Raw genomic sequence first — 23,006 nt, 5'->3', positions numbered from 1 at the left:
CGAGGACACCTTACCGACCGGTAAGTATTGGGTCGCGCTCATGCTGTGACACAGGTCATAGCCGTGTCAACGCATCGGACAGCGGTTCTTGACGGATGTTCACGTTCTCCGTGCGAAAGCACGCACGTCCGCGCCCGCACGGCAGGCGGTGCGGGCGCGGATCGCGGGAAAGGCCGAGGAGGGTCAGACGAGGGCGGGCACCTGGACGGTGAGCGTGCAACGCCCGCCGTCCGCCGGTGCGTCGAGCACCGCGGGCAGCCCCAGGGGGATCGTCAGCGCGGTCGCCCCGTGGCCGAATCCCAGCTCCTCGACCACGGGTATGCCCAGCGGGCCGAGCCGGTCGGCGAGCACGGCGCGGATCTTCTCGTACGGCCCGCACTCCTGCCAGGAGCCGCAGGCCACCCCGGCCACCCCGGCCAGGGCGCCGGAGCGCAGGAGCCGGGTGAGGATGCCGTCGAGGCGGTAGGGCTCCTCCCCGGTGTCCTCGATCACCAGGAGGTTGCCGCGGGCGTGGGACCGGCCGCCGGGGGTGCCGGTGTCGGCGGCCAGCAGGCTGACGCAGCCGCCGTACAGGACGCCTTCGGCCCGGCCGGGGACCAGGGCCCCGGCCGATGCGAGGCCGAGGGTGCGCACGGTCTCCGGCTCGAAGAGGGTGGCGCGCAGGTGCTCACGGGTCGGCGCGTCCTTGAGGAACGTCTCGGTGGCGACCATCGGTCCGTGCAGGGTGGCGAACCCGGCCCGCAGGGCGAACGCCTCGTGCAGCACGGTGACGTCGCTGTAGCCGACGAACGCCTTGGGCCCGGCGGCCCGGATCGCCGCCCAGTCGACGAGGTCGACCATCCGGTGCGCGCCGTAGCCGCCCCGGGCGCAGAGCACGGCCTCCACGGACGGGTCGCACCACGCGGCCTGAAGATCCGCGGCCCGCTCCGCGTCCGCCCCGGCGAGGTAGTCCAACTCCGGGTGCGCGGCTCGGACATGGGGCCCGACGACGGGTTCGAGGCCCCAGTCGCGCAGGACGGTGAGACCTTCCTCCAGCCGGCCGGCCGGGACCGGTCCGCTGGGGGCGACGACGGCGACCCGGGAGCCGGGGCGCAGCCGGGCGGGCCGGGCGAGCGGGGTGGCCGGGCCGTCGTCCTGGCGGGTCACGTGGTCAGCTCCAGGGGCGGTACGTCGGACCGGTCGATGCCGAACGTCTGGGCGTAGAGGGAGAGTTCGGCCTCCAGGGCGCGGACCAAGGTCTCCGTGCGCCGGAATCCGTGGCTCTCCCCCGCGAAGGCGATGTAGGCGTGGGCGATGCCCCGGCCGGCCACGGCGGCGAGGAAGCGCTCGCTCTGGGCGGGCGGGCAGATCACGTCGTCGAGCCCCTGGAGCAGCAGGAACGGGGTGTTGAGCCGGTCCGTGCGGTTCATCGGGGAGCGTTCCCGGTAGCGCTCGGGCACTTCGGAGAACGGGCCGACGAGGGACTCCAGATACCGCGATTCGAAGTCGTGGGTCTCGTCGGTGGCCCACCCTTCGAGGTCCAGGATCGGGTAGAGGATCGTGCCGCAGGAGTAGAGGTCGGTGCTGGTCAGCGAGGCGGCGGCGGTCCAGCCGCCCGCGCTGCCGCCGCGGATCGCGAGCCGCTGCGGGTCGGCCGCGCCCTGCTCGACCAGGGCCGAGGCGACGGCCGCGCAGTCCGCCACGTCGACCAGACCCCACGCGCCGCGCAGCCGTTCGCGGTAGGCGCGTCCGTAACCGGTGGAGCCGCCGTAGTTCACCTCGGCGACGCCGATGCCGCGCGAGGTGAAGTAGGCGATCTCCAGGTCGAGGACGAGCGGGGAGTGACCGGTGGGGCCGCCGTGCGCCCAGACGACGTACGGGGGCTTCTCGCCCTCGGGGCCGGTGTGTTCGGGGTGGTGCGGCGGGTGGATGTGGGCGTGGATCTCCCGGCCGTCGGGGCCGGTGAAGGTGCGCTGCTCGGGGGACGGGTAGTACGCGGAGTCAACCGCGTCCTCGTGGGGTGCGCCGATGGCGCGGGTGCGTCCGGTCGTGGTGTCCAGTTCGACGACCTCGGGGGCGCTGCGGGGGCTCGCCGCGACGCCGACGACCCGGCTGCCGTGCACGGTGAGCGTGTCGGACCAGGCGGTCCAGGGGCCCGGGGCGTCGGCGAGTTCACCGGTCTCCGGGTCGAGGATGCCGAGGCGGTGGTCGCCCTTGCCGTGCAGGACGGCGATCAGCCCGTTGTCCAGCGGATGGAACCAGCGCAGCCCGATCTTCCAGAGCGGCCCGCCGAACTCCTCGCCCCGAGGGGGCAGGAGGCGGCTGCTGGGGACCGCACCGCCGGCGACGGCGTCGGGGCGGATGCGCTGGAGCTCCCACCAGCCGGAGAGGTCGGAGACGAACAGGAGGCTGCCGTCGCGGTCCCATTCCACCTGGCAGACCGATTCGTCGAGATCCCCGACAAGGGGCCGGACGCCGGTGAGTTCGCCCGCTTCGGTGATGTCGGCCAGCATGACCACCGTGCCGTCCCAGGGCATCGCCGGGTGGTCCCAGGCGATCCAGGCGGCCCGTCGCCCGTCGCGGGAGACCTTGGGTCCGGTGACGAACCGGTGCCGTCCGTCGGAGAGTTCACGGACCGCCGCCCGGTCGTCGGCCGCCGAGCCGTCCAGCGGTACGGCGGCCAGGACCCGTCGTACGTCGGTGGGGGCGGGACCGGTGAACTCCTCCAGCACGCACCAGACTTCGCCCGCCGCGCCCTGCTCCGGGCGTAGCTGCGGGTCCACCCATCGCAGCCCGCCGCCGACCTCGGAGACAGGGGTCAGCGGCCAGGGCTCGTCCGGCCCGTCGGGGGCGTAGGCGTACAGCCGCTGGTCGGTGAAGTGGACGAACACCACGAGGAGTTCGCCGTCCTCGCGCACCGTGCCCGCCCAGGGCTGTCCGCCGTACTCGATCACCCGGCTGCGGGCGTTCCAGGGGGCGGGCAGCGCGGGTGCGGTGGTGCCGTCCGCGCGGCGGCGGATCAGCGCGCGGCGGCCGCCCTCGGCGGGGCGCGGCTCGGTCCACCAGAACTCGTCCCCGACGGTGCCGAGATGGTCGGGCCGGCCGTCGCGGGAGGCGGCGAGCGCCGCGTCGATCGGCGAGGGCCAGGTGCCGTAGGGCGCCGCTGCGGGCGCGGTGTTCACGTAGGACGGTTTCACGTAGGACGGTCCCCCCGGGGCACGGTCGGTCGGCAGGCGGTCAGGCGGTGCGCAGGTAGTGGTCGAGGACGCGGACGCCGAAGTGGAGGGCGTCGACGGGGACGCGCTCGTCGACCCCGTGGAAGAGCCGCTGGTAGTCGAAGCCGACGGGCAGCTTCAGCGGGGTGAAGCCGTAGCCGGTGATGCCGAGGCGGGAGAACTGCTTGGCGTCGGTGCCGCCCGACATGCAGTACGGGACGGTGTGCGCGCCCGGGTCGAACCGCTCGACGGCGGCGCGCAGCTTGGCGTACGTCGGTGAGTCGACCGGCGCCGTCAGGGCCGTCTCGCGGTGGTGGAACTCCCAGTCGACGAGCGGCCCGGTGAGCCGGTCCAGGGTGGCGTGGAACTCCTCGTCGCCACCGGGGACCATGCGTCCGTCGACGTAGGCGGTGGCATGGCCGGGGATGACGTTGACCTTGTAACCGGCGTCCAGCATCGTCGGGTTGCTGCTGTTGCGGATGGTGTTCTCGACGAGGGAGGCGGCCGGGCCGAGCTTGCCGAGGAGCTGGGCGACGTCGAAACCGGGGTCGTCGAGGTCGGCGGTGATGCCGTGCAGAGCGGCGATCTCGGTGATCGCGGCGCGGACGGTCGGGGTGAGGCGGATGGGCCACTCGTGCTCGCCGATCCGGGCGACGGCGGCGGCCAGCGCGCTCACCGCGTTCTCCCGGTTGACCTTGGAGCCGTGCCCGGCCCGCCCCTCGGCGGTCAGCTTCAGCCAGCCCGTGCCGCGCTCGCCCGCCGCGATCGGGTACAGCGAGAGGCCGTCACCGGCGTGGAAGGTGAAGGCCCCGGACTCGCTGATGCCCTCCGTACAGCCCTCGAACAGGTCGGCGTGCTGCTCGGCGAGGAAGCCGGAGCCGTCGGCGGCGCTGTCCTCCTCGTCGGCGGTGTAGGCGATGACGATGTCGCGCGCCGGGCGGAAGCCCTCGCGGGCCCAGCCCCGTACGACGGAGAGGACCATCGCGTCCATGTTCTTCATGTCGACGGCGCCCCTCCCCCACACGACGCCGTCGCGCACCTCGCCGGAGAAGGGGGGCACGGTCCAGTCGGCCGGTTCGGCGGGCACCACGTCGAGGTGCCCGTGGACGAGCAGCGCGTCGGCGGTGGGGTCGGTGCCGGGGATCCGGGCGACCACGTTGGTCCGGCCGGGGGTGCGCTCCAGCAGCGTCGGCTCGATCCCGGCGTCCGCGAGCCGCTCGGCGACGTACTCGGCGGCCGGGCGCTCCCGGCAGTCGCCGCCGCCCCGGTTGGTGGTGTCGATGCGGATCAGCCCGGAGGTGAACGCCACCACTTCGTCGAGGGCCTGACGGTCCACGGGGCCGAGCGGGTCGGGGGCCTCAGCCATACTGTTCCTCCACGGCGGCCGACACGATCGTCGTCACCGCCTTGAACGTGCGAATTCCTTCGTACATCGTCGCGCTGGTGTACGCGACACGCCTCTCGCCGCTCGGCGCCACGCCGGGGACGACGGTCGCCGCCGCCGCCAGATGCTCGGCGTCGAACTCCAGCTCCACGGTGAACGCGGAGCCGGTCACCGGGTCCCGGCGGCCCGCGAGCGCGGTGGCCGCTTTCGCCGCCGCCCGGATGCCGGCGGCGGTACGGGCCGGGGTGCGGCAGACCGCCGCGTACCGGGAGACGTAGTCCTTCACGGCGACCTTCCGGGCGTCGGGGGCGTACCCCTCGGCGTCCACGCAGGTCAGGTCGTCGCCGGTGACGAGGACGACGGGCACGCCGTACTCGGCGGCGACGTGCGCGTTGAGCAGCCCCTCGCTGGCGCGGACGCCGTTGAGCCAGACGCCGGTGATGGAGTTGGCGAGGTAGGTGTGGGCGAGGACGCCCTCCGTACCGGCCCCCGTGTGGTAGCCGACGAAGGCCACCGCGTCCACGTCGCCGTGCTGGATGCCCTCCACCATGGAGAGCGACTTGTGCTTGCCGGTCAGCATCTGAACACGTTCGTCCATGTGCTCCAGCAGCAGATTGCGCATCGACCAGTGGGCCTCGTTCACCAGGACCTCGTCGGCGCCGCCGTCGTAGAAGCCGAGCGCGGCGGCGTTCACGTCGGAGGTGAACATCGACCGGCAGCGCTCCCACTGCGGGGTCCCCGGCAGCACGTCGGCCGGCCAGGTGACTCCGGTGGCGCCTTCCATGTCGGCGCTGATGAGGATCTTCATGCCGCCACACCGTACGCCCCGCGAGCGGCGCGGGCCAGGGAGGGGCGGCGCGCCGGGGCCTGTCCGGTGACGTCTCACGCGTCCCCGCGCCGCAGTGCCCTATGGCATCGGCTCGGGCCGTGCCGCGATACTGCGGGGCCCACCCGGTGAAACGAAAGGGACCCGTGTGACCCACCAACTCCCCGCGACGGCCCGGATCGGTCTCGGCGGCATGGCGCTGCTGCTCGTCCTGGCGGGCTCCGCCCTGCCCGCCGCCGCTTCTCCTTCGGACACCTCCCGCACCCCGGCGGAGGCGACCGTCGAGGAGCAGCGCCTCGACCGGGCCGCCCCGCAGGAGATCCTGCGGCGCAGCGGATTCGACGCCTTCGCCCCGCGCTTCGAGCGAGCCCTGAAGCACGCGAAGAGCTATGGGCAGGCCGAGCGCACCGTGACCCGCCACGCCTCGGAGCTGTGGCGGCGCGCCGTGGACCGGGCCCAGGGGCGGGGGCCCGCCACGGGCGACCTGAACCGGGGCGACGACCGCCCGCTGTACTGGGCCCGGCTCGCGCTCAGCCGCGAACTGCGGGCCTGGACGCCCCGGTTCGGCCTCGACGACCGGCGGCGCGAAGCCCTGCGCTCCGCACTGGAGACGGCGTCGCGCGGCCAGGACGACATCCACTACCGGGGCCACCGGACGAAGCGGGTCCTGGTCACCGGATTCGACCCGTTCACGCTGGACCGGGACGTCCGGATCGGCAACCCCTCGGGGGCGACCGCGCTCGCCCTGGACGGCACGCTGGTGCGGACGCCCGACGGGCCGGCCCGGATCGAGACCGTCGTCTTCCCGGTGCGCTGGGCGGACTTCGCCGAGGGCGCCGTCGAGCGGGCTCTCGCCCGGCACCTGCCGCGTCTGGACCTGTTCACCACGGTCAGCCAGGGCCGCCAGGGCCGCTTCGACGTGGAGCGCACCAACGGGGCCTGGCGCGGTGGCTTCGCCGACAACGAGAACGCCTCCAGCACCGGGCTCGTCCCCGTCGCCGACCCGGCCACACAGCCGCAGTGGACGTCCACGACCCTCCCGTACCGGCAGCTCACCGAGGCCGGCACGGGCCGCTTCCCGGTGTACGACAACACCGAGGTCACCGAGATACCGGCGGGCGGCACCCAGCCCGTGACCAGGCCCGACGGCCCCACCCCGGGCTCGACGGCGCGGGCCGGGGGCGGCGGCGACTACCTCTCCAACGAGATCGCCTACCGGGTCACCCTGCTGCGCGACCGGCTCAGTCTTCCGGATCTGCCGGGCGGCCATCTGCACACCCCGGTCCTCCAGTTCGGCGCGGAGAACACCGACCCGCGGACGGGCACGGTCACCGACCCGGACTTCGAGCGCAACCGCGCCGACATCGTGGACCAGGTGAGGGAGCTGGTGCGGACGGCGGTGACGGCCACCGGCTGAGCGGGGGGCGACCAGCGGCGTCCCTGCGCGGCGGCTCGCGGGCGGGCGTCGCGGCCCGCCGGGGCGGACACCGTGCCCGCCGGGCGAACCCCGTGAACGCGATGCGGGCGGGGCTTCTCCCCCGGGTGCGGCGCCTCCCGGCATCCCGGCGCGCCCCGCGCCGGGGCAGCCGCACCGCCCGTCCCGCTCCGCGGCACCTGGCCTTTCCGCCCGTACGTGACCGGCGTCAGCCCGTCTTCGCGTCCCGCAGCAGTTCCTCGATCCGGGACAGCTCGTCCTCGGTGAAGTCCAGGTTCCGGGCGGCCTCGACGCTGTTCTCCAGCTGGGCCACGCTGCTCGCGCCGACGACGGCGGAGGTGAGCCGGCCACCGCGCAGCACCCACGCCAGGGCCAGCTGCGCGAGCGACTGGCCGCGCTCCTTCGCCAGCGCGTCCAGGGCACGCAGCCGCTCCACCAGCTGCGGGGTGACGGCGTCGGCGGACAGGAAAGGGCTGTCCCCGGCCGCCCGGGACCCGGCCGGAATACCGTGCAGGTAGCGGTCCGTGAGGATGCCCTGCTCCAGCGGCGAGTAGGCGATGGACCCGACGCCCAGCTCGTCCAGGACGTCCGGCAGCCCGTCGGCCTCGATGCGGCGGTCGAGCATCGAGTAGCGGGGCTGGTGGATGAGGAGCGGGGTGCCGAGGTCCTTCAGGATCGCGGCGGCCTCACGGGTCTGCGCGGCGGAGTAGTTGGAGAGGCCGGCGTAGAGGGCCTTGCCCTGCCGTACGGCGGAGTCGAGCGCGCCCATCGTCTCTTCGAGCGGGGTGTCCGGGTCGGGGCGGTGGGAGTAGAAGATGTCGACGTACTCGACACCCAGGCGCTTCAGGCTCTGGTCGAGCGAGGAGCGCAGGTACTTCCGCGAGCCCCACTCCCCGTACGGCCCTTCCCACATGTGGTAGCCGGCCTTGGTGGAGATGACGAGTTCGTCGCGCAGCCGGGCGAAGTCGGTGGCCAGGGCGCGGCCCAGGGTCTCCTCGGCGGAGCCGGGCGGCGGGCCGTAGTTGTTGGCCAGGTCGAAGTGGGTGATGCCGAGGTCGAAGGCGCGGCGCAGGATCGCGCCCTGCGTCTCGGGCGTCCGGTCTCCCCCGAAGTTGTGCCAGAGGCCGAGGGAGAGCGCGGGAAGCAGCAGACCGCTGCGGCCGGTGCGCCGGTAGGGCATGGCGGTGTAGCGGTCGGGGGACGGCAGGTACATGGGCGGGCTCCGCTGGAGAGATCCGGGGGTACTGAAGGGGACGGCTCCAGGCTTCCTCAGATCGATCCAGCAGTCCAACAGGAGATTCCGCTCGGATTCATCGTCTACATTGCTCAATCATGGAACTGCGGCAGCTGGAGCACTTCGTCGCCGTGGCGGAGGAGCAGCACTTCACCCGCGCCGCCGAGCGCCTCGCCGTCTCGCAGTCCGGGCTCTCCGCCTCCGTACGGGCGCTGGAGCAGGAGCTGCGGACCCCGTTGTTCAGCCGCACCACGCGCACGGTCCGGCTCACCGAGGCGGGGCGGGCGCTGCTGGTGGAGGCGGAGCGCACGCTGGCCGGGGCGCGGGCGGCGCGCGACGCGGTCGATGCCGTACGGGGGCTGCTGCGCGGGACGCTGACGTTGGGGGTCGAGCAGTGCGTGGCGGGGGTGAGTCCGGCGCGGCTGCTGGCGGCGTTCCACCGGGAGCATCCGCAGATGGAGCTGCGGCTGCGGCAGGAGGGCACGAGCAGTCTGCTGGACGGGGTGGCGGGCGGCCGGCTGGACCTGGCGTTCGCGGCGACGGTCGGCCCGGCGGAGTGGCGCGGGGAGCTGGTGCCGCTGGCCCGGGAGCCGATGGTGCTGCTGTGCGCGGCGGGGCATCCGTACGCGGGGCGGGCCGAGGTGGGGTGGGAGGAGCTGCCGGGGGCGTCGTTCATCGACTTCCATCCGGACTGGGGGCCGCGCCGGGCCGCCGACGAGGCGTTCGCGGCGGCGGGGGTGCGGCGGACGGTGGCCCTGGAGGTCAACGATGTGCACAGCCTGCTGGAGCTGGTGCAGGAGGGGCTGGGGATCGCGGTGGTGCCGCACCACTTCTCGCGTAAGCCGGAGGCGGCGCGGCTGGTCGCGGTGGAGCTGGCCGGTCCGCACCGGCCGGTGTACGAGAGCGTGGTGGTGCTCCCGGGGGCGCGGAGCCTGAGCCCGGGGGCGCGGTCGCTGATGCGGCTGGTGCGGGAGGACCCGGTACGGGAACGAGTACGGGAGCCGGCACGGGAGGCTGGGCGGGACCTGGAGCGGGAGCCGGTACGGGCTCAGCCCTGAAGCCCCACCGGCACCCCAGGCCCCACCGACCCCTCAGGTCTCACCGGACCCTCGTGTCTTACCGGACCCTCAGGTCCCCCCAGCCCCTCAGGTGCCACCGGCTCCCGAGGCCGCACCGTCCCCGGCCCGTACGGCTCAGTCCTCGTGGCCCAGTTGCAGGTCGCGCTCGGTGCGGCCGCCGCCCGCGACCTGGAGGACCGTGGCGACCGGCGGATATCCGGCCGCGATCACGGTGTACTCGCCGGACGGCAGATCGACGAACCGGAACGAGCCGTCAGCCCCGGTCGTGAGGGTGTCCACCACATGGCCCGCCGCGTCGAGCAGGGTGACCCGGGCGTCCTCGACGGGCCGTCCGCCGGTGGCCCGGACCACGCCGCGCAGGACGGCCCCGCCCGCCAGCTCGATGTCCTGCCGGGTCTCGCGGGCTGCCTGCACGCTGACCGGGAGGGCGGCGGGGCGGAAGGCGGGGGCGCTGGCGGCGAGGGTGTACTCGCCCGCGATCAGCTCACCGATGACATAGCCGCCCTCGCGGCCGGTGCGGGTCGAGGCGACGACCTCGCCCCGTACGTCGGTGAGGGTGACGGCCGCGTCGCGTACGGGCGCCCCGTCGGGGGTGAGCACGGATCCCGCGAGGCGACCGGCGCCGCCGAGCACCACGTCCAGCTCGACGGGGCGCTCGCCGACGGTGACGCTGACGGCCTGCGGCTGGTGGCCGCCCGCCGCGGCGATCAGAACGTAGGAGCCGGCGCCGGGGACGCTGAGCGCGTACCGGCCGTCCTCACCGCTGGCCCCGCGCCCGGTCTGCTGCCCCTGGACGTCGATGAGGGTGAGGGCGGCCCGGGGGACGGTCGTGCCGTCGGGGTGCTGGACGCAGCCGTGCACCGGCACCCCGGCGAGGTGACCGGAGTCGGCGCGGGCGGTCGGGATCTGTGCGGTCGGGGTCTCGGCGGCGGCTTCGGGGCTGTGGTGGGACACCAGCGGTTTCTCCTTGAGGAAGCAGGCGAGGATCAGGCCGAGCACGAGCACCGGCACGAGGTAGAGGAAGATGCGGGGCATCGCGTCGACGTACGCCTGGATGTAGGCGTCGCGCAGCGCGGGTTCCATCGCGTGGACGATCTGCGGGGTGATCGACTCGGGGTCGGGCAACTCCGCTCCGGTGGGCAGCCGGACGCCGAGCGCGTCGGAGAGCCGCCCGGCGAACAGCGTGCCGAAGATCGCCGCGCCGACGCTGCCGCCGATCTGCCGGAAGTAGTTGTTGGCGCTGGTGGCGGTGCCGAGATCCGAGGGGCGTACGGAGTTCTGCACGGCGAGCACGAGGACGGACATCACCAGGCCGATACCGAGGCCGAGGACGGCCTGGTAGAAGCTGTACGCGAGTGGGGAGGTGTTCGCCTCCAGCAGGGACAGCAGCCCCATGCCGACCACCGAGACGGCGCTGCCGGCGATCGGGTAGATCCGGTAGCGGCCGGTGCGGGTGATGAGGTGGCCCGAGGCGATGGAGCCGCCGACGATGCCCAGCATCATCGGGAGCATCAGCAGCCCGGATTCGGTGGCGCTGACCCCGTCGACCATCTGGAGATAGGTCGGGAGGTAGCTGGCGGCGCCGAAGAGCGCGATGCCCACGACCGCGCCGACCAGACCGGTGACGTTGAAGACGGAGTCGCGGAAGAGCCGTAGCGGAATGATCGGTTCTGCGGCGCGGTGTTCCACGGCGACGAAGAGCGCCGTCGTGGCGACCGCGCCCGCCGCCAGGCCCAGGATGGTGCGCGAGCCCCAGGCGTACTCGGTGCCGCCCCAACTGGTCACCAGCACCAGGCAGGTGGAGGCGGCGGCGAGGAGCGCCGCGCCCAGGACGTCGAGCCGGGGGCGTACGGCGGGCCGGGGCAGCTTGAGGACGACCGCGATGACGGCGAGGGTGACCAGGCCGAACGGGACGTTGATGTAGAAGCACCAGCGCCAGGAGGCGTGGTCGGTGAAGAACCCGCCGAGCAGGGGGCCGGCGACCGAGGCCAGGCCGAAGACCGCACCGATGAGGCCCATGTAGCGGCCGCGTTCCCGGGCCGGGACGATGTCCGCGATGATCGCCTGGACGCCGATCATGAGACCGCCGCCGCCGATGCCCTGGATCGCCCGGAAGGCGATCAGTTCGTCCATGGTGCGCGACCAGCCCGCGAGGGCGGAGCCGATGATGAAGACGACGATGGCGAACTGGAAGACGCCCTTGCGGCCGAAGAGGTCGCCGAGCTTGCCGTAGAGCGGCAGGACGATGGTGGAGGCGAGGAGATAGGCGGTGACGGCCCAGGACATCTTCTCCAGGCCGTGCAGCTCACCGACGATCTTGGGCAGGGCGGTGGCGACGATCATCTGGTCGAGCGCCGCGAGCAGCAGGGTGAGCATCAGCCCGAGGAAGACCATGCGGACCTTGCGGGGGCTGATCTCCACGGCCGCCTGCCCGGGTCCGGGTCCGGCCGGAGGGGGTGGCGGGGGCGGCGCGGCGGTTTCGACGGTCGCCGCCGCCGTGCCGTCCGGATCGGTGCCGTCGGGTCCGGTGCCGTCCGGATCCGGTCCGTCGGGTCCGGTGCCGTCCGGCCCGTCCTTCACCAGCGTGATTCCGCCCACCACGTAACGCTCCCCTCGTCGCACCTGCGCCGCCCATTTCTCGCATCGTGCGGCCAGGCGGGGCAAACGTGACGAGGGGCGTACGCGGCGCGCGCGGAGGGCTTATGCGCCGGTGGGAGCCGCTACGGCGCACAACCGGCCGCCCGGGAAAACCACCCGTTCCGGTGAGGCCGGTCGTTGCGCGGAGGCCGGGCGGACCGGCCCCCGATCGCCGGTGGCTCCTACTTCTCGACCTCGGTGGCGAGGTTCTGAAGCAGCTCGTCGTAGATGCGGGCGAGTCCCTTGGGGGCGAAGGTCCGCTCGAAGAACCCGCCGATGCCGCCCGCGCCGTCCCAGACCGTGACCACGACGGCCTTGGACTTTCCCTCACCGGCCGGGGTGACCGTCCAGGTGGTGACCATGGAGGAGTTGCGGTCCTTCTCGACGAGCTGCCCGTCGGTCGGCTCGCTGACCTCCAGCAGGCAGTCGCGGACGCGCTTGCTGGTCGCCTGGAGCTTCCAGTGGACGAGGGTGCCCTCGCCGTCGCCGCCCTCCCGGACCTCGTACTCGCTGAAGTGCCCGGTCAGCACCTTGCCCCGGACGTCCTTGTAGTCGGCCAGCGCGTCGAACACCGCCTCTGCGTCCGCCGCGATGATCCGCTCCGTGGTGGCCTCGACCTGCGCCATGGCTGTTCCTCCAGCAATCCGTGGTTCGGGGGGTGGGCTGAGCCAACCACCTCGGGCACGGCCGCTCAAAATCGGGGCCGGACGGGGTCAGGGGCAGCGGGTCGCGAGGACGCAGAACTCGTTCCCCTCCGGGTCGGCGAGGACGACCCAGCCCGCCCCGTCCGGTGCGATGCCGGTGCGCCGGGCGCCTAGCGCGAGCAGCCGCTCGACCTCCTCGCCCTGCTCCCGGTCGGTGGGGTTGACGTCGATGTGCAGCCGGTTCTTGACGGCCTTGCCCTCGGGAACGCGCGCGAAGGTCAGCGTCGGCGGCACCGGCCCGGGGCGCCTCTTCCCCTCGGGCACCGCGGGCGAACCGATGGCGACGACCTCCTCCCCCTCCTCCACGTCCTGCACCTCGTAGTCGAGGACCGCGCACCAGAAGCGGGCCAGGCCCATGGGGTCGGCGCAGTCGATCGCGAGCTCGGTGAACTTGCTGGCCATGGTCGGGGCCTCCCGGTCCGGTAGCGGCTCGTCCAGGGCCCACACGCTAGAGGGTCGGCTCGCCTCGCACGATCAAGGGAACACATGTTCTATTCTGCGGGGAGTGCTACCGAGGAGGCGTCCATGCGCTGGGACAATCTGGTCGAGAAGAACTCGACGACCGGGGACAGCGCGCTCTTCGCCGCGGACGCGGTGACCACGCGCACGTTCGACACCCCGGAGTTCCGAGGGATCACCTTCCACGAGATCCGGGCCCGTTCGATCCTGAACCGGGTGCCCGGGGCCTCGCGGATGCCGTTCGAATGGACGGTGAACCCGTACCGGGGCTGCACGCACGCCTGTGTGTACTGCTTCGCCCGCAAGACCCACAGCTATCTGGACCTGGACACCGGGATCGGCTTCGACTCGCAGATCGTCGTCAAGACCAACGCCGCTGAGCTGCTCCAGCGCGAACTGGCCTCCCGGCACTGGCGGGGCGAGCACATCGCGATGGGCACGAACGTCGACTGCTACCAGCGGGCGGAGGGACGGTACCGGCTCATGCCGGGCATCATCGCCGCCCTGCGCGACCGGGCCAACCCGTTCTCCATCCTGACCAAGGGCACGCTGATCCTGCGGGACCTGGAGCTGTTGCGGCAGGCCGCCGAGGTCACCGAGATCGGTGTCTCGGTCTCCGTGGGCTTCACCGACCGGGAGCTGTGGCGGACGGTCGAGCCGGGGACCCCCTCCCCCGAACGCCGGCTCGCCGTGGTGCGCGCCCTCACCGACGCCGGGATCGGCTGCTCGGTCCTGATGGCCCCGGTCATCCCGTTCCTCGGTGACCGCCCGGAGCAGCTGCGCGCCACGGTCGCGGCCGTCGCGGAGGCGGGAGCGGCCTCGGTGACCCCGCTGGTCCTGCATCTGCGCCCCGGCGCGCGCGAGTGGTATCTGCACTGGCTGGGGCGGCACCACCCGCATCTGGTGGAGCGCTACGAGCGGATGTACGCGGGCGGGGCGTACGCCCCCACCTGGTACCAGCGCCGGATCACCCGTCAGGTGCACGAGCTGGCGGACGAGTTCGGGATCGGCCCGGCGCACCGGGGCGAGGCCCGCCGGATCGCCCAGGCGCCGCCCGCCCCGGCCGCCGCACCGGATCCCGGCCCGACGCAGCTGACCCTGCTCTGAGGGCCGCCCGGAGGCCATCGGTGGGGCTGGAGGGGCCTGAGGTCACCGGTGGGCCCTGTGGGGCCGATGGCGTGACCGTACGGGGCGACTCCGCGCGGAACGGGCCCTTCCGCGAGGGAATTCGGGGAGCATGCGGCGGGGACCGGTGATCCGGCGCCGCGTCCCGCCACTCCGGGAGGCCCCATGACGAAACGTGCAGGAATTCTGGTCGCCGTCGGCGCGACCGTCGCCGGTCTGCTGACCGCCGCGCCCGGCCCGGCCGCCGCCACCCCGGCGAGCACGCCGCCCGCCCCGAAACTGAAGTGGACCGACTGTCCGACCGAGAGCTACCCGACGCTCCAGTGCGCGAAGGTCCGCGCCCCGCTGGACCACCGCCGCCCGTCGGGCCGTCAGATCACGCTCGCCCTGTCCCGCGTCCCGCACACCGCGAAGACCTTCCAGGGCCCGCTGCTGGTCAACCCGGGCGGCCCGGGCGGCAGCGGCCTGTCCATGGCCGGGTTCGTGGCGTCCTCGCTGCCGAAGAAGGTGGCCGCGCAGTACGACGTGATCGGCTTCGACCCGCGCGGCGTCGGCAAGAGCACGCCCGCCCTGAACTGCCTGCCCGGGCACTTCGATCCGGTGCGCCCCGACTCGGTGCCGACGTCCTACCGGGCGGAGCGGATCAACCGCGACCGGGCCGAGTCCTTCGCCCGGGCCTGCGGCGAGAAGCACGGGGACGTGCTGCCGTACATGGACACGGTCAGCGCGGCCGAGGACCTCGACGTGATCCGCCGGGCGCTGGGCTCCCGGCAGCTCAACTACTTCGGCTACTCCTACGGCACCTACCTCGGCGCGGTCTACGCCAAGCTGTACCCGGAACGCGTGCGCCGACTGGTGCTGGACTCGGTCGTCGACCCGGACGACGTCTGGTACGAGGGCAACCTCGGCCAGGACTACGCCTTCGACGACCGGCACAAGGCCTTCGCCGCCTGGGTCGCGAAGAACGACGCCGCGTACGGTCTGGGCACCGACCCCGCGCGGGTCGAGGCCGCCTGGTACCGGATGCGGGCGGACGTGGCGCGGAAGCCCGCGGGCGGCACGGTCGGCGCGAGCGAACTGGAGGACGCCTTCCTGCCCGGCGGCTACTACAACGGCTACTGGCCCTACCTCGCCGAGGCGTTCGCCGCGTACGTGAAGGACCGGGACGCCGAGGCGCTGGTCGAGGTGTACGAGAACTTCGGCGCGGTCGACGCGAGCGGCGACAACGGCTACTCGGTCTACACGGCCGTCCAGTGCCGTGACGCCGGCTGGCCCGAGCACTGGAGCACCTGGCGCAACGACAGCCGCCGGATCCACAAGAAGGCGCCGTTCATGACCTGGAACAACACCTGGTACAACGCGCCGTGCGCGAACTGGCCGGTGCCTCCGCTGCGGCCCCTGCCGGTGCACAACCGGCAGCTGCCCCCGGCGCTCATCCTCCAGGCCACGGACGACGCGGCGACTCCGTACGGCGGCGCGGTCAGCATGCACCGCAAGCTCAAGGGCTCCAGCCTCGTCGTGGAGGAGGGCGGCGGCAACCACGGCATCACCCTGAGCGGCAACGACTGCCTGGACAAGCATCTGACGGCCTATCTGACCGACGGCACGGTCCCGCGCGGCCGGGGCGAGGTGGACGCGGTCTGCGCCGCCCTGCCGGAGCCGAAGCCGCTGCCCGCCGAGAAGGCGGCGGCCCAGTCGGTGGACAACAGCAAGGGCAGCCGCCTGCACGGCCTGCTCGGCTTCCGCCCCTGAGCCGGGGAGACGGACGGCGGCGAGGACACCTTCGTGGCGGCCGGGACCCTGGTGACGCATGGCGGGCGGGGCCCTGGTGACGGAAGTGCGTTACGTCCGCCCGCTCACTCCTCCGCCCATCCGCCCGCTCACTCCCCCGGCAGTCGGCTGAGCGCCGCCGCCGCTGCCGCGCCGAGCCGTGGATGCGGGAGGGCCGCCGTGAGGACCGGGCGGGCCTGTTCGTCGGCGAGCCGTCCGAGGCCCTCGACGCAGGCCAGGGCGACGCGCCAGTGGGGTTCGCCCGGGGCCAGCAGGCGTTGCAGGGTGGCGACGAGGGCGGGCACCGACTCGGGGGCCCGCAGGTCGGTGAGCAGGCGCACCGGGTGCAGGGCGTAGGCGGTGCGCAGGGCGTTGGTGGCGAGCGCCGCGGCGGCCCGGGGTGTACGGGGGTCGTTCAGGCGGGCCAGGGCGTGGGCGGCGGAGACACAGCGTTCGGGGTCGCGGTGGTTGAGCAGGAGCACCAGCGCCTCGAACGCCCGCCGGTCGCCCGCGCAGCCGAGCCGGAAGGCGGCTATCTCGCGCGCCCACAGGGGCTGGTGCGGCTCCACCAGGACCCGGGCCAGCTCCTCGGGGTCCTCGGCGGCGACGAGCCGGGCGTACCGCGGCGATCCGGCCGCCTCGGTCTCCAGCCGGTCCACAAGGGAACGGAACTCCTCGTCCATGACGTCATCCATGACGCTCAGCGTATCGACGGGCACGCTCCGTACGGGGCGGGACGGCCGAGCCCGTGTGGCCCAGGGCACACGAACCCAGGGGTGGCGCGCTCGTTACTCGCCGGTTAATCTCATCTGAGCGGGGCACACTCCCCCGCAGGCTCCGGTGGCCTGGTGACGCAGCCACCCGGAGTGCTTGTCGGTTCGGCTTTACGTGCGACGTGACTCCGGGACAGAGTCCGTCACCCCTCACGGCCGGGCGCGCGCTCCTCGCGCCCCGGCCCCGCGCTCCACGACACGCAGCTTCCGTACACCACGCGCCGCTCCCTCATCGCCGCGCGCGCTGTGCTCCCACAGTCGTCACTCACCCTGGAGTCCCGTGATGGACACCCCTCTCTCCACCATCGCCGTCGTCGGTCTCGGCACCATGGGCGCCGGCATCGCCGAGGTCCTGGCCCTGGCGGGCCGCGAGGTCATCGGCATCGACATCAGCGAGGCGGCCGCCCTCGGGGCCGTCGCCTCCCTCGAAGCGTCCACCGCACGGGCCGTGGGCCGCGGGCGGATCACCGAGGAGGAGCGGGCCGCCGCGCTCGCCCGCTTCCGTACCGCGGACACCCTCCGGGCCGCCGCCGATGCCGAGCTGGTCATCGAGGTGGTGCCGGAGTCGTACGAGATCAAGCAGCAGGTGTTCCGGGAGCTGGACGCGATCGTCTCCCCCACCACGATCCTGGCCACCGGCACCAACGCGCTGTCGGTGACCCGGCTGGCCGCCGAGTCGCAGCGCCCCGAGCGCGTGCTCGGCCTGCACTTCTTCAACCCGGCCCCCGCGATGAAGCTGGTCGAGGTGGTCTCCTCGGTGCTGACCGCGCCGCCCGCCGTCGAGGCCGTCACCCGGCTTGCCCGGGAGCTGGGCAAGGAGACCGTCGCGGTCGGCGACCGGCCGGGGTTCGTCGCGGACGGGCTGCTCTTCGGCTACCTGAACCAGGCCGCCGCGATGTACGAGGCGAACTACGCGTCCCGCGAGGACATCGACGCCGCGATGAAGCTGGGCTGCGGGCTGCCGATGGGTCCGCTCGCCCTGCTGGACCTGATCGGCATCGACACCGCGCGCACGGTCCTGGAGGCCATGTACGCCGAGTCCCGCGACCGGCTGCACGCCCCGGCCCCGATCCTCGGGCAGCTCAGCAGCGCGGGCCTGACCGGCCGGAAGGCCGGGCGCGGCTTCTACACGTACGACGCCCCGGGCGGCCAGGACGTGGTGCCCGACGCGCTGACCCCGGCGGCCGGCGCCGAGGCGGGCGCGGGGCGCGCGGTGGCGTCGGTGGGCGTCGCGGGCTCCGGCACCATGGCGTCCGGGATCGCCGAGGTCTTCGCGAAGGCCGGCTACGGCGTGGTGCTGGCGGCCAGGACCCAGGAGAAGGCGGACCTCGCCAAGGGGCGGATCGCGAAGTCCCTGGAGCGCTCGGTGTCCAAGGGGCGGCTCACCGCCGAGGCCCGGGACGAGACGCTGGCGCGGATCACGGCGGCCGGTTCGCTGGACGCGTTCGCCGAGGTCGACCTCGCCGTCGAGGCGGTCGCCGAGGACCTGGAGATCAAGCAGCAGCTGTTCGCCGCGATGGACAAGATCTGCAGGCCCGGCGCGGTGCTCGCCACCACCACCTCCTCCCTGCCGGTCGTCGCGATCGCCCGGGCGACCGCGCGCCCCGAGGACGTCATCGGGATGCACTTCTTCAACCCGGCGCCCGCGATGAAGCTGGTCGAGGTGGTCCGTACCGTCCTGACCGCCGACGATGTGCACGCCACGGTCCGCGCGGTCTGCGCAAAGATCCGCAAGCACCCGGTGGACTGCGGGGACCGGGCCGGGTTCATCGTGAACGCGCTGCTGTTCCCGTACCTCAACAACGCGATCAAGATGGTCGAGGAGCACTACGCCTCGCTGGACGACATCGACGCGGCGATGAAGCTGGGCGGCGGCTACCCGATGGGCCCGTTCGAACTGCTCGACGTGGTCGGCCTGGACGTCTCGCTGGCCATCGAGAAGGTGCTGCACCAGGAGTTCCGCGACCCGGGCCTGGCTCCCGCGCCGCTGCTGGAGCACCTGGTCGCCGCGGGGTGCCTCGGCCGCAAGACGGGGCGCGGCTTCCGCGAATATGCCCGTCGCTGACCCGGGAGCCGGGTGGGGCGGGCTGCTGGGACCCTCCGGCGGTCCGCCCCCGCAGGCGCGCTCTCCTGCACCGATGCGTTACGTTCATGCCATGTCCCAGCCCGCCAAGTCACCCCGTGCCACCGCCGCGACCGACGCCCCGGAGACCACCGCGGGGACGCGGGCGGCCGCCCAACGGCTCAAGATGCGCCGCGAACTGGCCGCCGCCGCGATGGAACTCTTCGCCACGAAGGGGTACGAGGCGACGACGGTCGACGAGATCGCGGGCGCCGCGGGCGTGGCCCGCCGGACCTTCTTCCGCCACTTCCGCTCCAAGGAAGAGGCCATCTTCCCGGACCACGACGACACCCTCGTCAGGGCCGAGGCCGTCCTGAACGCCGCCCCCGCGCACGAGCACCCGCTCGACACCGTCTGCCGCGGCATCAAGGAAGTCATGAAGATGTACGCGGCCAAGCCCGCCGTCTCCGTGGCCCGTTACAAACTGACCCGTGAGGTGCCGACCCTCCGGGAGGCCGAGATCGCGTCGGTGGCCCGCTACGAGCGGCTGTTCACCCGCTATCTCCTGGGCCACTTCGACGAGCGCGACCACCATGTGGGCAACGACGACCCGCTGCTCGCGGAGGTCGCCGCGTCCGCCGTCGTCACCGCGCACAACCACGTGCTGCGCCGCTGGCTGCGGGCGGGCGGCCAGGGCGATGTGGAGGCCCAGCTCGACCGTGCCTTCGCCATCGTGCGCGACACCTTCGGGACGGGCATCGGGGCCGGCCGGACCGCCCAGGCCGAGCCCGAGCGCGCCCCGGCCGCCGTGACCGCGGACGGCGAGGTGCTGGTCGCGGTGGCGCGGACGGACGCCCCGCTGGACGAGGTCATGCGGACGATCCAGCAGGCACTCAAGGACCGCTGACCCCGGCGTCCGGCTGCCCGGCGGGGGCCGCGGCCTCCCAGGGCGGGGGCGCAGCGCCCTCGCTCCAGGCGGCCAGCTCCTCGGGGCCGTAGCAGAGGATGGCGCACTGCTCGGCGTAGTCGAGGGCGGGTTCGGTGAAGCCGCCGGTGGAGACGACGAGTGCCACGTCCGCCGCGTGCACCGCGTAGCAGGTGCCGCCGAACCGCTGTAGGTCCTGGGAGCCGGCCCGGCTCGTAGGACCGTAGCGCTTGCACTGGACGACGACGCGGCGGCCGTCCGGGGTGGTGCCCAGCACTTCGGCGCCCAGGTCCCCCGCGCCGCCCACCACCTCGGCGTCGGCGCAGCCGTCGCGGCGGCAGAGTCCGGCGACGGCCTCCTCGAAGGTGTACGGGTCGAGTCGGGCGTAGTCGACGGGGCGGTCGGCCGGCTCCGGGGCGGTGGGGCGGACTTCGGCACGGGCCGCCTCGGCGGCGTCCAGCTCCGCGAGGCCCTCGTCGACGATGTCGTACGCGGCCTCGGTGACAGCCGCCGCGACCCGGCGGGCGCGTCGGCGGCGGCGCAGCAGCAGGACGGCCAGGGCGGGCAGCGAGAGGGCCACGATCACGGCGAAGGCCGGGTGGCGGGCGGCGCTCTCCCAGACCGCCCGCAGCGCCAGCCCGCCGCCCGCCACGAGCAGGGCGAGCAGCGCGAAGCCGAAGGAGGTGCGCCGGAGGTCGAAGGAGGCGCGCCCCTGCCGGTCGCCCCGTCTGCGGCGGATCGGTATCGCCATCGGTGTCCCACCCCTGTCTCCTCGTCGTTTCAAGATCACTTGCTGTGGCACCGTGTGCCCCGTGCGGCGCGTTCGACGCACGGCGGGGCGCCCGGCGCGGGCGTCGGCCGAAATCCGCTGGTCCACCGGACGCCGCCGTGCTGAGGTGCACGGATGCGACCCACCGAGATCCGCGACCTGTTCGACCGCGAGCTGCGGGAGTACGCCCGCCCGGACGGGCCCGGCGTACGCGTCGAACGCTCCGGCCCCCTGGTCCGCCAGGTGGGCGGGCCCGACGACTGGAACGGGGTGGTCTGGTCCGAGCCGGGCCTGGACGCCGAAGGGGCCGACGCGGCGATCGCGGCCCAGATCGCCCACTGGGGCGGGCTCGGCCACGAGGAGTTCGAATGGAAGCTCTACTCCCATGACGGCCCGGCCGACCTGGGCGAGCGGCTGCGGGCCGCGGGATTCGCGGCCGAGCCGTCGGAGACGCTGCTGGTCGCCCCGGTCGAGTCGCTGACCGGGCTGCCCGGGGCGCACCCGCCGGCGGGGGTCGAGCTGCGGGTGGTGACCGACGCGGCGGGGGTGGAGCTGATGGCGCTGGCCCACGAGCGGGCGTTCGGGACGGACGCGGGAAGGCTGCGCCACCAGGTGCTGACACGGCTGGAACAGGCCCCGGACGACTTCGTGGCGCTCGTGGCGTCGGCCGACGGCGAGCCGGTCAGCTCGGCCCGGATGGAGCTGTACCCGGGGACGGCCTTCGCGGGGCTCTGGGGCGGCGGCACGGTCGCGGAGTGGCGCGGCAGGGGCGTCTACCGGGCTCTGGTGGCGTACCGGGCCCGGATCGCCGCCGAGCGCGGCTACCGCTACCTCCAGGTCGACGCGACCGACATGTCCGCCCCGATCCTGGCCCGGCTGGGCTTCACGGCGCTCGGGACCACGACGCCGTATGTGTACCGCCGGCCCCGCTGACCGCCTGCCAGCAGGACAGAACGTCTCGTAACGCCCATCGTGTTGCTCATGCGTGCCCACGAGATGACAAGTGAGAGAAATTGTTGGCACTGGGTGCCTTGTCAGGTGTCACGGAGTGCCATACGTTGAAGGTGTCCGGGCGGCCGGCGTGCTGAGAACTCACACGTGCGCCGGCTGTCCCCGCAACCACCGTGCTGCGCGCCCGGACGCCTGCGTCACAGGCACCTTCTGCTCCACCGAGCAAAGCCAGCTCCACCTGCCGAACCGACGGCAACACCTCCACACCGCACCGCTCCCCCTGCCAGCAGGGCCCTCAAGCGTTCCCTCGACGCCGCATCACCGGAGGCAACACCGTGAAGGAAATCCTGGACGCGATCCAGTCGCAGGACAGCACGGCCGCGGACTTCGCGGCCCTGTCCCTCCCCGAGTCCTACCGCGCCATCACCGTGCACAAGGACGAGGCGGAGATGTTCGCCGGTCTCGAATCCCGCGACAAGGACCCCCGCAAGTCGATCCACCTCGACGACGTCCCGGTCCCCGAACTCGGTCCCGGCGAGGCCCTCGTCGCCGTGATGGCCAGCTCGGTGAATTACAACTCCGTCTGGACGTCGATCTTCGAGCCGGTCTCGACCTTCAACTTCCTGGAGCGGTACGGGAAGCTCAGCGAGCTCACCAAGCGCCACGACCTGCCGTACCACGTCATCGGCTCCGACCTGGCGGGCGTCGTCCTGCGCACCGGGCCCGGCGTGAACGCCTGGAACCCGGGCGACGAGGTCGTCGCGCACTGCCTCTCGGTCGAGCTGGAGTCCTCCGACGGCCACAACGACACGATGCTCGACCCCGAGCAGCGCATCTGGGGCTTCGAGACGAACTTCGGCGGCCTGGCGGAGATCGCCCTCGTCAAGTCCAACCAGCTGATGCCCAAGCCCCAGCACCTCAGCTGGGAGGAGGCCGCCGCCCCGGGCCTGGTCAACTCGACCGCGTACCGCCAGCTCGTCTCGCGCAACGGCGCGGGCATGAAGCAGGGCGACAACGTGCTGATCTGGGGCGCCAGCGGCGGGCTCGGCTCGTACGCCACCCAGTTCGCCCTGGCCGGCGGCGCCAACCCGATCTGCGTCGTCTCCAGCCCCGAGAAGGCCGAGATCTGCCGGTCGATGGGCGCGGAGGCGGTCATCGACCGCAACGCCGAGGGCTACAAGTTCTGGAAGGACGAGCGCACCCAGGACCCGAAGGAGTGGAAGCGCTTCGGCAAGCGCATCCGCGAGTTCACCGGCGGCGAGGACATCGACATCGTCTTCGAGCACCCCGGACGCGAGACCTTCGGCGCCTCGGTCTACGTCACCCGCAAGGGCGGCACCATCACCACCTGCGCCTCCACCTCGGGCTACATGCACGAGTACGACAACCGCTACCTGTGGATGTCCCTCAAGCGCATCATCGGCTCCCACTTCGCCAACTACCGCGAGGCCTGGGAGGCCAACCGCCTCATCGCGAAGGGCAAGATCCACCCGACGCTCTCCAAGACGTACTCCCTGGAGGACACCGGTCAGGCCGCCTACGACGTCCACCGCAACCTCCACCAGGGCAAGGTCGGCGTCCTCGCCCTGGCCCCCCGCGAGGGTCTGGGCGTGCGCGACCAGGAAATGCGCGAGCAGCACATCGACGCCATCAACCGCTTCCGCAACGTCTGAGGTTCC

At 73.1% G+C, this 23,006-nt stretch carries 18 protein-coding genes; 8 read left to right on the top strand and 10 right to left on the bottom strand.

Features of this window, described 5'->3' with window-relative positions; translation table 11 throughout:
* Positions 1-183: 183 nt before the first annotated feature.
* The 4 genes from IE145_RS27255 to IE145_RS27240 are packed head-to-tail and all read right to left on the bottom strand — an operon-like array spanning position 184 to position 5,386.
* Positions 184-1,146 (bottom strand): S66 peptidase family protein, encoded by a 963-nt coding sequence (locus IE145_RS27255; protein WP_189528101.1) that lies wholly within the window; start codon positions 1,144-1,146, stop codon positions 184-186.
* Complete coding sequence (locus IE145_RS27250) at positions 1,143-3,161, bottom strand: S9 family peptidase (protein ID WP_189528129.1); 2,019 nt, start codon at positions 3,159-3,161, stop codon at positions 1,143-1,145. The genes IE145_RS27255 and IE145_RS27250 overlap by 4 nt, the downstream gene beginning before the upstream one ends.
* A gap of 55 nt (positions 3,162-3,216) precedes the next feature.
* Entirely contained in the window at positions 3,217-4,560 is a 1,344-nt protein-coding gene (locus IE145_RS27245) for a M20/M25/M40 family metallo-hydrolase (protein ID WP_189528100.1), read from the bottom strand.
* Positions 4,553-5,386: a M55 family metallopeptidase gene (locus IE145_RS27240; RefSeq protein WP_189528099.1), complete on the bottom strand. Its 834-nt coding sequence runs from the start codon at positions 5,384-5,386 to the stop codon at positions 4,553-4,555. The genes IE145_RS27245 and IE145_RS27240 overlap by 8 nt, the downstream gene beginning before the upstream one ends.
* 166 nt (positions 5,387-5,552) lie before the next feature.
* Here IE145_RS27240 and IE145_RS27235 point away from each other — a divergent pair, with 166 nt between their 5' ends.
* Positions 5,553-6,821 (top strand): pyroglutamyl-peptidase I, encoded by a 1,269-nt coding sequence (locus tag IE145_RS27235; RefSeq protein ID WP_189528098.1) that lies wholly within the window; start codon positions 5,553-5,555, stop codon positions 6,819-6,821.
* Between the two features lie 226 nt (positions 6,822-7,047).
* Here the strand turns inward: IE145_RS27235 and IE145_RS27230 are convergent, their stop codons facing one another.
* Positions 7,048-8,052: an aldo/keto reductase gene (locus IE145_RS27230; RefSeq protein ID WP_189528097.1), complete on the bottom strand. Its 1,005-nt coding sequence runs from the start codon at positions 8,050-8,052 to the stop codon at positions 7,048-7,050.
* Positions 8,053-8,171: 119 nt separating this feature from the next.
* Here IE145_RS27230 and IE145_RS27225 point away from each other — a divergent pair, with 119 nt between their 5' ends.
* The gene (locus IE145_RS27225) at positions 8,172-9,131 is read left to right on the top strand and encodes a LysR family transcriptional regulator (RefSeq protein WP_189528096.1); all 960 of its coding nucleotides are present in this window, start codon (positions 8,172-8,174) and stop codon (positions 9,129-9,131) included.
* A gap of 135 nt (positions 9,132-9,266) precedes the next feature.
* Here IE145_RS27225 and IE145_RS27220 read toward each other — a convergent pair whose 3' ends face one another.
* From IE145_RS27220 to IE145_RS27210, 3 genes are all read right to left on the bottom strand, one after another.
* Positions 9,267-11,753, bottom strand: a complete 2,487-nt coding sequence (locus IE145_RS27220) for an MFS transporter (protein WP_189528095.1) — start codon at positions 11,751-11,753, stop codon at positions 9,267-9,269.
* 218 nt (positions 11,754-11,971) lie between these two features.
* The gene (locus IE145_RS27215; protein ID WP_006128721.1) at positions 11,972-12,415 is read right to left on the bottom strand and encodes an SRPBCC family protein; all 444 of its coding nucleotides are present in this window, start codon (positions 12,413-12,415) and stop codon (positions 11,972-11,974) included.
* A gap of 87 nt (positions 12,416-12,502) precedes the next feature.
* Positions 12,503-12,895, bottom strand: coding sequence for a VOC family protein (locus tag IE145_RS27210; RefSeq protein ID WP_189528094.1), 393 nt, complete (start codon positions 12,893-12,895; stop codon positions 12,503-12,505).
* 123 nt (positions 12,896-13,018) lie between these two features.
* On the opposite strand from IE145_RS27210, the gene IE145_RS27205 reads away from it, so the two are divergent.
* Together IE145_RS27205 and IE145_RS27200 are read left to right on the top strand one after the other, a co-directional pair.
* Positions 13,019-14,059 (top strand): Rv2578c family radical SAM protein, encoded by a 1,041-nt coding sequence (locus tag IE145_RS27205; RefSeq protein WP_189528093.1) that lies wholly within the window; start codon positions 13,019-13,021, stop codon positions 14,057-14,059.
* A gap of 183 nt (positions 14,060-14,242) precedes the next feature.
* On the top strand, positions 14,243-15,829 hold the full coding sequence (locus tag IE145_RS27200; protein ID WP_189528092.1) for an alpha/beta hydrolase: 1,587 nt from the start codon (positions 14,243-14,245) through the stop codon (positions 15,827-15,829).
* Positions 15,830-15,957: 128 nt separating this feature from the next.
* On the opposite strand, the gene IE145_RS27195 is transcribed toward IE145_RS27200, so the two are convergent.
* A complete protein-coding gene (locus IE145_RS27195; protein ID WP_229825848.1) occupies positions 15,958-16,542 on the bottom strand; it encodes an adenylosuccinate lyase in 585 nt (194 codons plus the stop codon).
* Positions 16,543-16,903: 361 nt separating this feature from the next.
* Between IE145_RS27195 and IE145_RS27190 the strand changes: the two genes are divergently transcribed.
* Together IE145_RS27190 and IE145_RS27185 are read left to right on the top strand one after the other, a co-directional pair.
* The gene (locus IE145_RS27190) at positions 16,904-18,685 is read left to right on the top strand and encodes a 3-hydroxyacyl-CoA dehydrogenase family protein (RefSeq protein WP_189528127.1); all 1,782 of its coding nucleotides are present in this window, start codon (positions 16,904-16,906) and stop codon (positions 18,683-18,685) included.
* A gap of 91 nt (positions 18,686-18,776) precedes the next feature.
* Positions 18,777-19,589, top strand: coding sequence for a TetR family transcriptional regulator (locus IE145_RS27185; RefSeq protein WP_189528091.1), 813 nt, complete (start codon positions 18,777-18,779; stop codon positions 19,587-19,589).
* Here the strand turns inward: IE145_RS27185 and IE145_RS27180 are convergent.
* Positions 19,576-20,358, bottom strand: a complete 783-nt coding sequence (locus tag IE145_RS27180; RefSeq protein WP_189528090.1) for a restriction endonuclease — start codon at positions 20,356-20,358, stop codon at positions 19,576-19,578. The genes IE145_RS27185 and IE145_RS27180 overlap by 14 nt on opposite strands.
* A gap of 153 nt (positions 20,359-20,511) precedes the next feature.
* Here IE145_RS27180 and IE145_RS27175 point away from each other — a divergent pair, with 153 nt between their 5' ends.
* Both IE145_RS27175 and ccrA read left to right on the top strand, forming a co-directional pair.
* Positions 20,512-21,309, top strand: coding sequence for a GNAT family N-acetyltransferase (locus tag IE145_RS27175; protein ID WP_189528089.1), 798 nt, complete (start codon positions 20,512-20,514; stop codon positions 21,307-21,309).
* A gap of 353 nt (positions 21,310-21,662) precedes the next feature.
* Positions 21,663-23,000: a crotonyl-CoA carboxylase/reductase gene (ccrA, locus tag IE145_RS27170; RefSeq protein WP_069737222.1), complete on the top strand. Its 1,338-nt coding sequence runs from the start codon at positions 21,663-21,665 to the stop codon at positions 22,998-23,000.
* Positions 23,001-23,006 lie beyond the last annotated feature (6 nt).

This window comes from Streptomyces sindenensis (assembly GCF_014649035.1).
Taxonomy (GTDB): domain Bacteria; phylum Actinomycetota; class Actinomycetes; order Streptomycetales; family Streptomycetaceae; genus Streptomyces; species Streptomyces sindenensis.
The sequence above is the reverse complement of the archived record's forward strand: the minus strand, read 5'-3'. Positions and strand labels throughout refer to the sequence as shown.